Origin of the sequence: Bacillus sp. FSL E2-0195, assembly GCF_038003645.1 — a bacterium.
GTDB classification, from domain to species: domain Bacteria; phylum Bacillota; class Bacilli; order Bacillales; family Bacillaceae_G; genus Bacillus_A; species Bacillus_A mycoides.
Map to the genome: position 1 here is coordinate 2788406 of NZ_JBBOPN010000001.1, position 13598 is coordinate 2802003.

Annotated in this window: 17 protein-coding genes and 1 pseudogene; 2 read left to right on the plus strand and 16 right to left on the minus strand. The window is 32.5% G+C overall.

What is annotated here, in order from left to right:
* Window positions 1–11: 11 nt before the first annotated feature.
* The 3 genes from MHH59_RS14305 to MHH59_RS14315 all read right to left on the minus strand — a co-directional run bounded on the left by MHH59_RS14305 (window position 12) and on the right by MHH59_RS14315 (window position 997).
* The gene (locus MHH59_RS14305) at window positions 12–338 is read right to left on the minus strand and encodes a DUF3870 domain-containing protein (RefSeq protein WP_002127779.1); all 327 of its coding nucleotides are present in this window, start codon (window positions 336–338) and stop codon (window positions 12–14) included.
* Between the two features lie 88 nt (window positions 339–426).
* On the minus strand, window positions 427–702 hold the full coding sequence (locus MHH59_RS14310) for a hypothetical protein (RefSeq protein WP_340851569.1): 276 nt from the start codon (window positions 700–702) through the stop codon (window positions 427–429).
* A complete protein-coding gene (locus MHH59_RS14315; RefSeq protein WP_340851570.1) occupies window positions 641–997 on the minus strand; it encodes an FtsB family cell division protein in 357 nt (118 codons plus the stop codon). Before MHH59_RS14315 ends, MHH59_RS14310 begins: the two co-directional genes overlap by 62 nt.
* A 288-nt stretch (window positions 998–1285) precedes the next feature.
* Between MHH59_RS14315 and MHH59_RS14320 the strand changes: the two genes are divergently transcribed.
* Window positions 1286–2212: an aldo/keto reductase gene (locus tag MHH59_RS14320; protein ID WP_340851572.1), complete on the plus strand. Its 927-nt coding sequence runs from the start codon at window positions 1286–1288 to the stop codon at window positions 2210–2212.
* Window positions 2213–2260: 48 nt separating this feature from the next.
* Here the strand turns inward: MHH59_RS14320 and MHH59_RS14325 are convergent, their stop codons facing one another.
* From MHH59_RS14325 to MHH59_RS14370, 10 genes and pseudogenes are all read right to left on the minus strand, one after another.
* Window positions 2261–2857 (minus strand): DJ-1/PfpI family protein, encoded by a 597-nt coding sequence (locus MHH59_RS14325; protein ID WP_002168209.1) that lies wholly within the window; start codon window positions 2855–2857, stop codon window positions 2261–2263.
* Window positions 2854–3345 carry an ankyrin repeat domain-containing protein gene (locus tag MHH59_RS14330; RefSeq protein ID WP_002127784.1) on the minus strand — a complete coding sequence of 164 codons (492 nt, stop codon included), beginning with the start codon at window positions 3343–3345 and terminating at the stop codon, window positions 2854–2856. Before MHH59_RS14330 ends, MHH59_RS14325 begins: the two co-directional genes overlap by 4 nt.
* A 385-nt stretch (window positions 3346–3730) precedes the next feature.
* Entirely contained in the window at window positions 3731–3961 is a 231-nt protein-coding gene (locus MHH59_RS14335) for a hypothetical protein (protein ID WP_000789035.1), read from the minus strand.
* Between the two features lie 166 nt (window positions 3962–4127).
* Complete coding sequence (locus MHH59_RS14340) at window positions 4128–4628, minus strand: invasion protein (protein WP_002012946.1); 501 nt, start codon at window positions 4626–4628, stop codon at window positions 4128–4130.
* Window positions 4629–5034: 406 nt separating this feature from the next.
* Entirely contained in the window at window positions 5035–5298 is a 264-nt protein-coding gene (locus MHH59_RS14345) for a hypothetical protein (protein WP_002127785.1), read from the minus strand.
* Window positions 5299–5441: 143 nt separating this feature from the next.
* Window positions 5442–6004, minus strand: a pseudogene (locus MHH59_RS14350) (AAA family ATPase).
* A gap of 115 nt (window positions 6005–6119) precedes the next feature.
* Entirely contained in the window at window positions 6120–6878 is a 759-nt protein-coding gene (locus MHH59_RS14355) for a class I SAM-dependent methyltransferase (protein ID WP_002127787.1), read from the minus strand.
* A gap of 228 nt (window positions 6879–7106) precedes the next feature.
* Entirely contained in the window at window positions 7107–8900 is a 1794-nt protein-coding gene (locus MHH59_RS14360; protein WP_098168344.1) for a Xaa-Pro dipeptidyl-peptidase, read from the minus strand.
* 136 nt (window positions 8901–9036) lie between these two features.
* Entirely contained in the window at window positions 9037–10413 is a 1377-nt protein-coding gene (locus MHH59_RS14365; RefSeq protein ID WP_078203350.1) for a sensor histidine kinase, read from the minus strand.
* On the minus strand, window positions 10406–11053 hold the full coding sequence (locus MHH59_RS14370) for a response regulator transcription factor (protein WP_002168205.1): 648 nt from the start codon (window positions 11051–11053) through the stop codon (window positions 10406–10408). Before MHH59_RS14370 ends, MHH59_RS14365 begins: the two co-directional genes overlap by 8 nt.
* Window positions 11054–11174: 121 nt before the next feature.
* Between MHH59_RS14370 and MHH59_RS14375 the strand changes: the two genes are divergently transcribed.
* On the plus strand, window positions 11175–11591 hold the full coding sequence (locus MHH59_RS14375; protein WP_002012934.1) for a hypothetical protein: 417 nt from the start codon (window positions 11175–11177) through the stop codon (window positions 11589–11591).
* Between the two features lie 39 nt (window positions 11592–11630).
* On the opposite strand, the gene MHH59_RS14380 is transcribed toward MHH59_RS14375, so the two are convergent.
* From MHH59_RS14380 to MHH59_RS14390, 3 genes are all read right to left on the minus strand, one after another.
* Window positions 11631–12044 (minus strand): GNAT family N-acetyltransferase, encoded by a 414-nt coding sequence (locus MHH59_RS14380; protein ID WP_002012933.1) that lies wholly within the window; start codon window positions 12042–12044, stop codon window positions 11631–11633.
* 130 nt (window positions 12045–12174) lie between these two features.
* A complete protein-coding gene (locus MHH59_RS14385) occupies window positions 12175–12849 on the minus strand; it encodes an HAD family hydrolase (RefSeq protein ID WP_087996133.1) in 675 nt (224 codons plus the stop codon).
* A gap of 29 nt (window positions 12850–12878) precedes the next feature.
* Window positions 12879–13580 (minus strand): 5'-methylthioadenosine/adenosylhomocysteine nucleosidase, encoded by a 702-nt coding sequence (locus MHH59_RS14390; protein ID WP_002168203.1) that lies wholly within the window; start codon window positions 13578–13580, stop codon window positions 12879–12881.
* Window positions 13581–13598 lie beyond the last annotated feature (18 nt).

Genomic DNA, 13598 nt, shown 5'->3' on the forward strand with positions numbered 1-13598 from the left:
CTGGATTTTGTCTATGAATGGGTAGACAAAGCAGCGATCTGATTATATTTTTTCTGTGCATCCTTTAGCGCTACAAGTAGCGCCTTTTGACACGAACCGAAGTACCGATTTTTTATTTCTGTTACTAATGCTGGGTCATTAATATTTTTATGTAGAAACAAATATTTAACAAATTGAGATGTTAATGCAATTGTGGCTGAGCAATCTGCATCTACAATTTCCCCTGTATCCTTCTCAAGTACAAATGCTACAAAATAACTTTTGAACTTTTCGGTAATGGGATTATTTTGAGGTGCTTTCGCATCCCCTACGACGTAAATTGTATTTGAAGCGTACACAGCTATCTTCCTTTCTTATACGAGGATAACGGTTTTCTTAACAGACGTATAAGCTGTTAACTCAACGTTGATTAAAAAATGTATCCGCTTACCTTGTATTATATACAATTGACAGAATTTTAACAATATTTATCCTGACATATATTCCATAATTATGAAAATCTCTTAAAACAATTAAAATTGGCTCAAACTTCTCATTTTTACAATATGTCATTTCTCCTTGTACCATGACATTCACACTACAAACAACTTTTCCCTCATACATCAAAAAACAGTTAGCTATCGCTAACTGTTCCACCACTTCACTTTGGCAATACGAATATTGTTTCGTTTGACTTAGAAAATAGATACTCTTTTCTAGCAAACTTTAAAATCTCTTCTTCATTATCGGTTAAATTCTCAATGTTAGTCTTTAAAGAACCTTGATCTTTCTTTAAAGAAACTAATTGTTTCTTTTGATTTGTTATTGTATTTTTTTTGCCATTAATTACTTCTTGTTGTTTCGTTAAAATATATTGAACGTACAAAGTAGTCGCAGCAATAAAAATGAACATGAAAATAAAACGCCTTAACTTCTTCTTATTTATAGTTCGCTTGTCGTTAGGCTGTGATAGTTGCTCTGGTATATTAGGAACATTGACTCTTTTGAGTTTCCTCATTTTCAAATCCCCCTAACCCATATTTTCTCACTACCATAGGCACGATCTCTTACTAACTTAAATTCTATTCTTATAAAATAACCTCCTTCACAAAAAAATCTCACAAATTAACCAATTAGAGATAGCGTTCGACGACATCTCTGTATTTAAAATGAGAATTTTTATTTATGCTGCTATAAAATAGTAGTTTATGTTATTCTTTTTCCCCAATTGTAGAAAACATTTTTACACATATAAATTCTAGTTTTGCATACCGATGTTATAACATGCTTACAAGGAGGAAAAATGATGCACTACCGTACATTAGGTAAAACTGGAATTACTGTTTCTGAAATTGGCTTTGGAGCGTGGGCGATTGGCGGCGATGAATGGGGTCCTGTTAACGACGAACAATCTATAACCGCTATGAAGAAAGCAATTGAATGTGGCGTAAACTTTATTGATACTGCTGATGTATACGGATTAGGACATAGTGAAAGGTTAGTAACTCAAGCGATAAGAGAGCACCGTAATAATATCGTTTTATCAACGAAAGGCGGTTTAATTGGGCATCACTATGATCCAAGTGGAGAGCCTGTTTATAATACTGCAGAAAAAGTGATCGCAGTATTTGAAACTAGCTTACTGCGCCTAAAAACAGATTATATTGATGTTTATTTCTGTCACATTTGGTGGGATAAACAAGAAGAAACAGAAGCATTTTTACGAGCATTTGAAATATTAAAACGGGACGGAAAAGTAAGAGCTGTTGGTGTTTCAACTCACGACATACAATATATAAAACACTTCAATAAAAACAATGAAATTGATGTTGTGCAACTTGATTACAACATATTAAACCGAAAACCGGAAAACGACATACTGCCCTACCTACAGGAGAACAATTTAGGAGCTGTTATACGCGGCCCTTTAAAAATGGGGATATTAACTGGAAAATTTACAAATAAAACAACTTTTCTTGACGGAGATTTACGCAAAGAATGGCCAAAAGAAAAGTGGTTTCAAGAAGATTTACAAAAAGTAGAGAAACTACGATTACTCTCAAATGAAAATCAAACCTTAGGGCAACTTGCACTTCGTTATGTCCTCACTCATCCAGCGGTATCGGTCGCAATTCCTGGCGCAAAAACAGAAAAACAAGCGAAAGAAAATGCAGACTCGTCTATCCGTCCGATTCTTACAGATGAGGAATTAGCGCATATTCAGTCAATATAAAACAAGACCAGCAGCTGGAAATATCCAACTGCTGGTCTTGTTTTACTTTTAATACTTTAAATCTATATCATATTCCATCCTCTTCGCTGTTTCTTCAGCAACCCGAGCACCCAACAAATTTCTCACAATGTGAAATGACATATTAATTCCAGCTGAAATTCCTCCAGACGTAATAATATGCCCCTCATCTACAAACTTTACATTCTCTAATACTTCCACATTCGGAAAATCATTTCTAAAACTTTCAATACTTGCCCAATGTGTTGTCGCTTTGAAGCCATCGAGTAATCCAGCTTTCGCAAGTAAAAGCGCACCGGTACAAACAGAAGTCATTAACTTTACTTCTTTCATTTGCTCGCGGATCCAATTTGTTATTATTTCATTTTTCATTTCGTTTTCTCTAACACCTAACCCACCAGGAATAATTAAAATATCAACTGGAGGCAAGTTTTCGATACTATAGTCCGGTTGTACCTTTAATCCATTTCTCGCTGTAATCATTTCTCCATCTTGACTAACAGTATGAACTGTAAATAGTTGACCTTCACTTGTTGCTGTAACGGAAAAAACTTCAAATGGACCCGCAAAATCTAACACTTCCACTTCATTAAAAAGAAAAATCCCTACATTCCAGTGGCTAATCATAAGCTCACTTCCTCTTGCAAATGATGTAATAGGGATTCATACCCTTTTTCTAAAGCAATATCATATGCGGTTTTTCCATCATTTTTCTTAATCATTTTATTAGCACCATTTTCAAGAAGTAATATAATGATTTCTTCATTTCCTAATAACGCCGCTTCATGAAGTCCTGTCCAGCCACCACTTTGCACAGCATTCACATCTGATCCCTTTTCAATTAAGAAAGCTACAAGCTCGCTTTGCTTATTCGCAATTGCTGCTTGAAGAGGTGTATTTTCATTTTCGTTTTTTGCTCTAATATGTATTTCTGCTCCCTGTTCTAAAAGGAAACTTGCAATTTCTTTCTGTCCAAAATAAGCAGCTAAGTGAAGCGGTGTCCATCCATCTTCACTAAATGAGTTAACAACACTTGGATCCGTATTAATGATTTCTACTACCTTTTCTTTTTCCCCTCTTATGACTGCTTGTGATATTGATATGATTTGTTCCATAATGAACCTCCATGTATACAAATGTTAAGTACCCCTTAATAAATTCCATTAATAATCACATGTTCCTTTCTAAATAATTAAGTTTACATAATAATATTATTTTTATAATTCGCTATCCTAATAAAAAAACAACCCACTCTAATGAGTAGATTGTTTTTGAATTTCATTTTTATATTTGTTTAAAAAAATATCATTTTCACTTACAACTAATAAACATTAATAAAAATGAAATGAAATTATATATTTAACAGCCATGAACTCTTTATATATTCAAAACCGGCTATTTACTTAAATTAATAGTTTTTTATCACTTGAAAATAAAAATGGAATTTATCCTTACATTTGAAAAATACATATATAGCAAGAATCTATAGCAGTACTCTTATCATACTAATCTATAACAATTCTGCCTTCTTCCCTTACCTGTATCCTTTAAAACATAAGACTTTAAAACGAGTGCTGTTAGTGAATCTGTTAATGTTTTATATGATAAATTTGAAAGAGCTAATAGATCGTTCGTATATAACATTCTATGCTTCTCTAATAATAATAGTACTAATCGTTCTGACGGTTTTAATGTTTCATCACTTTCTAGTATAAAATCTATATTTTTCATATCCCTACTTCTTACTCCTTATATAAAAAAATGATTTTAGTAGTTATTTAATATAAAAATACTACACAACAAATTTGAAGATATATCGAAATAACATAACACCCAAACACTTTTATACTATAACATAAAAAAGACATTTCCCCAAATTGAAAATGCCTTTTTATATCTACTTCTCTTTTTTATATAATTGATATGATTGTTCTAGCCCTTTATTATATTTCGTATTATTATCTGTCCATTCTCCTCCTAAGTTTCCTGGCCACCCTGATGTATTAGCAACATATTTAAGCAACTCCCAATCCTGCAGTCCTTTTTTCACACCACGTTCATACGATTTGACCATACTTGAAATTGCTATCGTTGTATTTATACGCGAATCCACTAAACTCTCTTCCGATAATTGCGCTGGTGCTAATCCACCACGATGTAATTGGAATAATCCGAAAGATGTTCCGTTATCCCCTATCGCTTTTCGATCAAATTTTGTTTCATGATCAGCAATAGATAATGGTATCCAATCTGGAATATCATACCTCTTTGCAACTTCACTAATTACTTGTTTATTATTTTTAATCTCTTTCTGCTTTTCATAGTTAATATAAATTACATAACTTAAAGTAACTAACGTAAATAATATGAATATATATTGTAGTGCCTTTTTCATCATTTCATCTCCTGCTTTGTATATGTTTCACTTTCTATATACACTATAAGACTTTTATGTGACATTCATTTGACAAAATGATATTAATTATACATAAGCTGTTACAGTTTTAACTATCAATCTAAAAACTACAATTCTTCTAAAAGACTCCTTCAACACATAAAAACAATCAGCCTTTCATGTATAGTACATGAAAGGCTGATTGTTTTTCACTACACTTTTTTATGTATACAGTATATCCCTGCTATAATAAAACAAAAAAGACCTTTATACGTTAAAGATCTTTTTCATCTTATTTTTGTTACAAAAAACGCCAGAATCTAAAAAAACTTACTTTATGATTTGTATTTTTATATATAAATTAAAGGTTATAAGGCTACCAGCATCTTCTCGATTAACATTTTTCACATTAAATATTTCTTGCAATATGCGGTTTGCTATAATGACTTGTTCCACCACCACCCACTACTACTTTTCCGCCTTTTTCGAAGATTAACAATTTACTTGAACCATCTGAAAGAAGTACTATTACTTCAGCATGATCACTTGTCGCTACATAGATTACATAACCACTTTTTGAAATACAAGTTTCCCAATGCTTATCAAATTCTGATCTTACAACTCGATTAGAATACACTTGATTTTCAATTCTTCCTGGCTGTTCATTTTCCAATTTTTTCTTACCTCCTTCCAAAGTTGTCATTTATATATAAATGACGGTTTCTCAATAAATTAGTGACCGTCCTTAATATAAATAGTATGTGTAGTTAGTAGGAGAATGCTTGGACAATGAAAACGTAACAGCATTTAAGTATTTTACAATCGGAATTTTTCCTTAATCATTACAGCTACTTCTTTAGCACTCAAATGAGTATTATTAATTTTTATGTACTCTTCTTTTTCAATTTCATCATGAAATGAATTTAATCTATGTTTTTTCATCGTTTCTTTTAAATTTTTTTCAGACCATTCAATGTCTCTTTTTTTCGGTTTATGCTCTAGTCTATGTGGACTTTTATTTCGCTCTAATCTTTCATCTAATTCTGCCTCGAGCTCTACAAAATATACTGCTGCGCCTTTTGATTCAAAAATACTTACTACATGGTTTATGTAATCCCAATCCGATTGAAGATCAAATGCCCATACATATGTAAAAATCATTCCGTATAAATCACTTTTAGACACTTCTTCAAATAGTTCATTACGAAACAAACTTACTAACCGTTGTGCTTCCGCTTTGTACTGTAATCAAAAAACGAGCTAACAAAATCAATCGTCATATGATTATGAAATAGCTTTAAATCAGTTATTTTTTCTAACTCATGCCCGACCGTCATTTTCCCGACTGCTTGCGGGCCAAATATTAAGATGAATTTCATTTGTTTTCCTCCGATTTTTCTCTATAAACAATGAAATAAAACATATCCTAAAATTGAAAATAAGGCAGTCGATGTTGTGTCGATTGCCTTATTTTCATGAATAGTTCCTATATTATTACTTTCGTACAGCTTCAAAAGTAATAATTTGTTCTGCATTTGACGGTTGCTTTTCATAAACATAGTCAGCAGAGCAAGTAATGTCAGTGAAACCTATACTTTCTAAAAGGAGTTTAAACTCTTCTATTCCATACCACCGCATTGCAAAACGTTGTAGTTCAGTTTGTACTAACTTTCCTTTACTCCATTTTTCGTATTTTAAATATGATACAGTTACTTGGTTAAGCCAATCTATTTCAATTGATTTATTTTCTAATGTAATCCCGTCTCCGCTTGGTAAGGAAAAAGTCGATGTATGAATCTCACCCGTCTTCCAATCATACGGAAGTCCAAGGTCTACAATTAAACGCCCACCTGGATTAAGATGTTCATAAAAACATTTCAAAGCGTTTATAGAATCATCACGATTTTCAATTAAACAAAAGGATCCGGTAGGAATTATTATCGCCTCATATTTATATGGTAATGAAAATTGTTGTAAGCTTCCTTGGTATAAATTAGGGTTTAAGCCTCTCTCTTTACAACGCTTACGGCAAGAATCTAGCATTTCAGTTGAATAATCTATCCCATCAACTTTAAATCCAACTTCAAGAAGTGGAATAATGACACGCCCTGATCCTACTGCCGCTTCGAGAATTCTTCCCCCACAATTATTTAAACGTTCTTGGTAATACTCAATATCACCATTTAAAGAATAACCGACAGGTTTTGTAAAATCATATAGTTCTGTACAAAGTGTACTATAAAAACTAAACATTTATTTTCTCCTCCGTTTTATGTGTACGGAAGATTCTAATTTACTTAATCTTTCCGTACCTCAAATTTTAATGAGAATTCGAAAGAGCTGACTGTCATAATTTATCACTCACTTTCCATGTAATATATTTACATTGTATAATATTTCCTCGCGATTGAACATATAAAAGTTGAAAATTCCGATTATAAACAAAGAGCTTACTATAGTAAGCTCTTTATCAAAAACTATTTATTTCACAATCGGCAATGTCACTTCGCTCAATTTCACCGTTAGCTTCGTTCCTGCTTTCGGTCTAATTGTATAATCGTAATCACTTGCGATTAAAACGACCCCCATTTGATGCCCTGCTTTAAATACATAATCATCTGGCTGCATGTCCCATGTAAATGTGTAATCTTTACCAGGTTGAATCGCTGTTGAATTTTCTATACTATTTAAGTTTTGCGGATCCATCCAACCTCTCGTTACAATTTCAGGCCTCGCTCCGCCATAATCAACAAGTAAAGCTGTTAAATTTGAAACAGATCGATCAATATTTCCTGTTATTGAAATTTTAGGCGTACCACTTATTCGTATATCTTTTTGCAGTACAGGCATTGTATATACTAATCGATTCGCTATTTCTAACTCAGGGTTTTCTACTAGTTGATTTGACTTTATTTTAGCATCATCTACTAATGAGAAAACATTGTTTACTGATCCCATACTTAATGGTAGATTGACTGCTTTATTACTTAAATACATACGGACTTTTGATGGTACAGCTGCTGGATCTGGCCAATTTTTTATTTTTTGCCACGATTTATTTTCACGTTGTACATCTACCATCGGTTCATCCATAATTCCATTTTCAATTCCATATAACCAATAATCGAACCATTTATTTTGGGTTTGTTGCCAGTTATTACTTGATGTTCCGCCATGTCCACCTTGATGTAACCACATTTTACGAGGAACATTATTTTTGCCAAGAGCTTCCCACCACTGTGCGAACTGCTTCGTTTTTACATTCCAATCATTTAAACCGTGAACAACAAACACACTAGCCTTCACATTCTTAACATCTTTTACATAGTTACGTTTATCCCAAAAATCGTTATAATCGCCTGTTTTACGATCTTGTCCAGCTGTTAGTTCTTTAATAATTTGCCCGCAAACTTCAGGGTTCTTTCTTGTTAGTACTGCTTCTGCCATATTATCTGTATCTTCTCCCTGATATCCACCTGGCGCAATAACCGCCCCATTTGCACGATAATAATCATACCAGCTACTAATCGCTGCGATTGGAATAATTGTTTTTAACCCTTCCACTCCTGTCGTTGCGACAGCATTCGGTAACGTACCATTATAAGAAACTCCTGTCATTCCTACATTTCCCGTAGACCAATTTGCATTTACTTCCTTACCATCCTCTGTATATGCTTTTGCACGCCCATTTACCCAATCAATGACAGACTTCGTCCCTAGTATTTCTTGTTCATCTCCAGTTGTCGGACATCCATCTGATTTTCCAGTTCCGATACTTTCGCCTAAAATAACTGCATATCCTCTCGGAACATAATAATTACCATACGACCCAAGATTAACTGCCCCATACGGTTTTCCTTCATACGCATACAATTCTTCATCAACATTATAAACAGGCACATCTTTTAATCCAGATCGATATGGACTCATTTCATATATAACAGGAACTTTTACATTTGATTCTGTCTTTGGACGCATAACTTTAATCGATACTCGATCTTTCCTACCATCTCTATCACTATCGACTTCTGTCTCTACAAATAAATTTTCAATAATTGCTTCATCAAGAGAATAGATTGGTTTTGTCATCCCATTTTCCAATTGAATTTTTGTGTTTGGAGTTAAAGCTTCTGAAACTTGACCATTTAACTTAATATCACTCCCTTTTACAGAGCTCCCTTCATTTTCTGCATGTGCAGTCATACTAGAAACTCCTGAAGTAATTGTTAAAGATAATATAGCTGAAAGTGTTATTGCTAATTTCTTTTTCCTCATGCCCTTCCCTCCCCATATATTCCTTCTTTTACTATACATTAAAAATGCAGAAAATTCAGTTTATATTTCGTAGAAAGTTGAGAATTTTGTAAAACATTCGAATCTTTCAAGATAATAGAAAAGGAACTAATAACAATTAGTTCCTTTCTATATACATATAAAATTGTATTTCTCCATCTTCTACCGAAACTCCGTATTCAAAACCATGTCTTTCTAATATACTTTTTACAATCGCTAATCCTAATCCAGTACCTGATTTTTCTTTACTGCGAGAAGACTCTAATACGTAAAAAGGCTCCCAAATTTTATCTATCTCTTTAATTCCCTCAGCAGCAATACCATTTTGAATTTGAAAATACACAATGCCATTTTTCTCTTCTAATATGATTTTTATATTTTGATTCGTTGTATATTTTATCGCATTAGAAATTAAATTTTGAAAGACCATTCTCATTTTATTTAAATCAGCATAAACAATCGTGTCACCAACACTATAGTCCACTTGCAACTTGATTTCTTTCGACTCCAGTTCAATCTTATGCTTATCTATTATACTTTGTACTAGTGGTTCAATAGGGAATTCTTCTTTTTGTAAAATATCTCTTTCTAGTTTAGAAAATCGCAATAACTCTTCAATTAAATTTGAAATTTGATCTGTTTGTTTAATGATTGTATCAACATATGTGCCATCATCTAAACCGTCTTTTATTCCCATAGAATATGCTTTTACTAATGCGATTGGTGTTTTTAATTCATGAGTTACATCGCCCATAAATCGTTTTAAGTGGTCATTTCGATCTGTTAAATCTTGATGTGCTTCATGTAATTTATCACTCATAATGTTTATACTATTTGCTAAATCACCTATTTCATCATTCGTTTTAACTTTCGTCCGTTTAAATTTCAGACGTGAAATATCTTCTGCGACATCACTCAATTCATTCAGTGGTGTAGTGATTGTTTTTGAAAAAACCCAGACGAGCACGATAATAAGAAATAGTGAGAATCCCAAAATGTATATATAAAATGAGTTAAGCGTTTTAATTACTTCATTGGAATGTGCGATAGAAACTCCTACTAAAATCAACATATCATCTTTCGCAATGTATTTCGCAAAAAAACTAGATTTTATCTTTTCTTGATCATATATTTTATTCGATTGTCCGATGTTCTTCACTTTCGTAATTTCTTCTTTTGTAATCCAAAGTTTATTCAATGCAACTCTCTTTTTTGTAAGTTGCATGCGTAATTCTTCATTAATAGCATCTTCTGAACTATTTATTGATGTATACGCAATCGTAACATTACCTTCATTTTCAATATGATTTATAGCATCATCCAGTTCTTTACGCGGTATTGACTGGATTTGCGCTGTAATGCCTTCTAAGCTTTCGCGTGTTTTGTGCACATTATATTTTGGTAAAAAATAGTTAATTAATAATAAAGAGATGGCAAAAATAAGGATGACTGTTAAAGAGATGCTGAAAAATAACTTTTTACCGAGTTTATTCACACTCTTCCTCCAAACTGTATCCTAAACCGCGATGTGTCTTTATAATATTTCCTCCTATTTTTTTACGTAATCTTCTTACATGCGTATCAACCGTTCGCTCTTCCCCAAAATAATCAAATCCCCAGACGATATCTAACAACTTTTTCCTCGTTAAAATCGTGCCTTTATGATTTAAAAAGCACTTTATTAATTGTAATTCTGTCTTTGTAATGTCTAATTCTTTCTCATTTTTATATACTTTATTTTTGGTGAAATCTATTTTTAAATCTTGAACTTGAATAACATCTTCATGCTGTACAAGCTTTTTCGCTCGCGTAATTAGCACTCCTGGGTGAAATGGTTTTTTCACATACTCATCTGCCCCGCTTTGAAGAGCTGCTAATTCATCTTCACTTTCACTTTTCGCAGTAAGCATTAATACTTTTACACTCGAATTCTTTTTTATTTCCTGACAGACAGTAATACCACTACTTTTCGGCATCATCCAGTCTAAAATAGCTAAGTCAATTTTCTCATCATAAAATATTTGAAGTGCTTCCTCTCCATCTTTTGCTAATAAAACTTCGAAGCCTTCTTTTTCAAAATATGCTTTTAAAATTTTCAGCATATCTTGTTCATCATCCGCGATTAATACTTTCATTACATTTCCTCCATTACTTATAAACAAATATCAATTTTATCATACAACTTCTTTGTTACATCAATGTGACATAAAAATATTTACAACGTTTGAGGGTATAGTAAGTGTGAGGTGTTATTTCATGTTCAAAAAAATAGGAGTCATTACTCTTCTCTTCTTTTTATTATCAACAAATGCGTTCGCAAATACAAATAAACAAATTGAAGTATTTGATTGTAAAAAAGAAATGGTCGTTCAAAAACAATCTTTAGATCCAGCTATTCAAAAAGAAGCTGTTCAATATGCTAAATACATTACTGGCCCGTTCAAAAACTTAAACGTCGTTCCAAAAGATGGTCACATGATAAAAATCCCTTTATCTAAACCAGTTTCTATTACAAATCAATGGTTACATACAACAATTGATGAGGTACTTATTCTTCTCCCGCTTAATGAAAAACCTTATATTATGCTTTACGATGATGAAAATAATCCGCATTTTTATTATGTAAAAGGTGATCCTAAGGGTTTATTGAAACAAATGAATGTTAAGATGTAATTGCATAAGAAAGGTTCCATACTTGAGTATAGAACCTTTCTACAATCTTATCAGGTGACTTGAACCTTTATAATTTCCGATTTTTACAAATCCATTTGCGCTATAAAACTCCTCACCTTGCTTTGTATCCGAATGTAGAACAACAACGTGAAAATACTTTTCCGCATGTCTTAATAGTTTCTTTAATAACAACTTCCCTAATCCGATGCGCCGATAATCCTTTGAAATATAAAATCTCCTCAATCGGCCAATCTTATTAACTTTCGTATACGGATCTTGATTTAATCCCCCGATTCCAATTAACGTATCACCTCGAAAAATGCCATATAAACATTCGCCCGTTTTACTAAATGTATTTCTTTTACTTTCATATTCATTTATTAGTTTTATTAAGAAGTTAAATCCCTCTTTTGTACTTTCTTGAATAAGGTGATTAATCTCATATTTAAACAAATCTTCAATCTGCTTAATTTGTATATCTTCCAGCTTAATCCCCCACTTTCTCTATCCAAATGTATCTTTTTGAAAAATAAAAATGCCCAAGAATATATTATCCTGAGCATTCATTTGAATGTGAACTTATTCATTTTGTTATGTACGTATTCTTCAATTCTGGTAATATCCCCTTCAGTTCCATTAAATCATCAATTACTAAATCAGCATGAGCAAGTTCATCTTCTTGTGCAAAATCAAAATTACATCCAATTGCAATTAGACCATTATCTTTTGCCGCATTAATATCCGATAAACGATCCCCAACTACCGCTGCCTCTTTTATATCATATTTCATCAAAATACTTTTTACTAAGTCACCTTTATTTAGCGAGTGTATTTGTTCAATACTGAATGTTTCCATAACCCATTGGTCTAAATCATAATAAGATACGATTGCTTGTAAATATTCCGTTAAACCATTACTAGCAATGTAAACAGAACAATTATTTTCTTTTATAAAACTAAAAACTTCCTTTACATTCGGATATAAAGCACCATTTCCGCTCTTTATATTTTCAATTAGTCTTTCTAAAAAATATGCATCTGTTTGTTCCCTTACTTCATTAGAATGATTAGGTAATAAAGCTTCCCAAACTTTAGATAAAGGTACACCCATAATTTCACGATATTTATCAATTGGTGTTATCGTATTCCATAATTGTAGTGACCGTAAATGATCAAATGTATCATCTAGTGATAACTCTAAAATTTTATCTGTTTGAAATAAAGTTCCATCCATATCGAAAATTAGTGCTTGTAACATGATATTCTCTCCCATTCTTTACTTATGAACTACAATACAGCTTTAATCGAAATATTTTTAAGCATCTCAACAATAATTTCTGAGCAATAATTCGCTGCGGTTTTCGCGAAATCATCATATGAAACTTGCGCTGAATCATCTGCACTGTCAGAAATGCATCTCAAAACGAGAAACGGTATGTCATTTATATAAGAAACATGTCCAATTGCTGCCCCTTCCATTTCTGTACAATGAGGTACATATTCAGTGACTAATTGCTCCTTTAATTTTGAATCCTCGACGAAGCATTCTCCGCTGACGATTCTTCCTTCATGAACAGTAATATTTAAACTACTACTATTAACAGCTTTTCGGGCTAAATCTCTTAATTCCTTGCTTGCATGAAACACTTCTTGAAACGGAAATAGATTCTTCATTTGATTTTTATTAACATCATGATGCGTAACATTTGTAGAAATAACTAGATCACCAATTTTCACATCCGGATGTAATCCACCCGCAATACCTGTATTAATGATAGAATCCACATCAAATTTATTAATTAAAATTTGTGTACATGCGGCAGCATTTACCTTTCCTACACCACATCGCGTAATAATAATTTCTGTATCCATGAAGTTTCCTTTATAAAAAGGTATTCTCGCAATAGTATGTTCCTCTTTAATAAGTAGTTTTTCTAATAGTAAGTCTATTTCGATTTGCATTGCTCCGATAATGCCGATTCTGTTCATGTATGTAGTCCCCTTTAT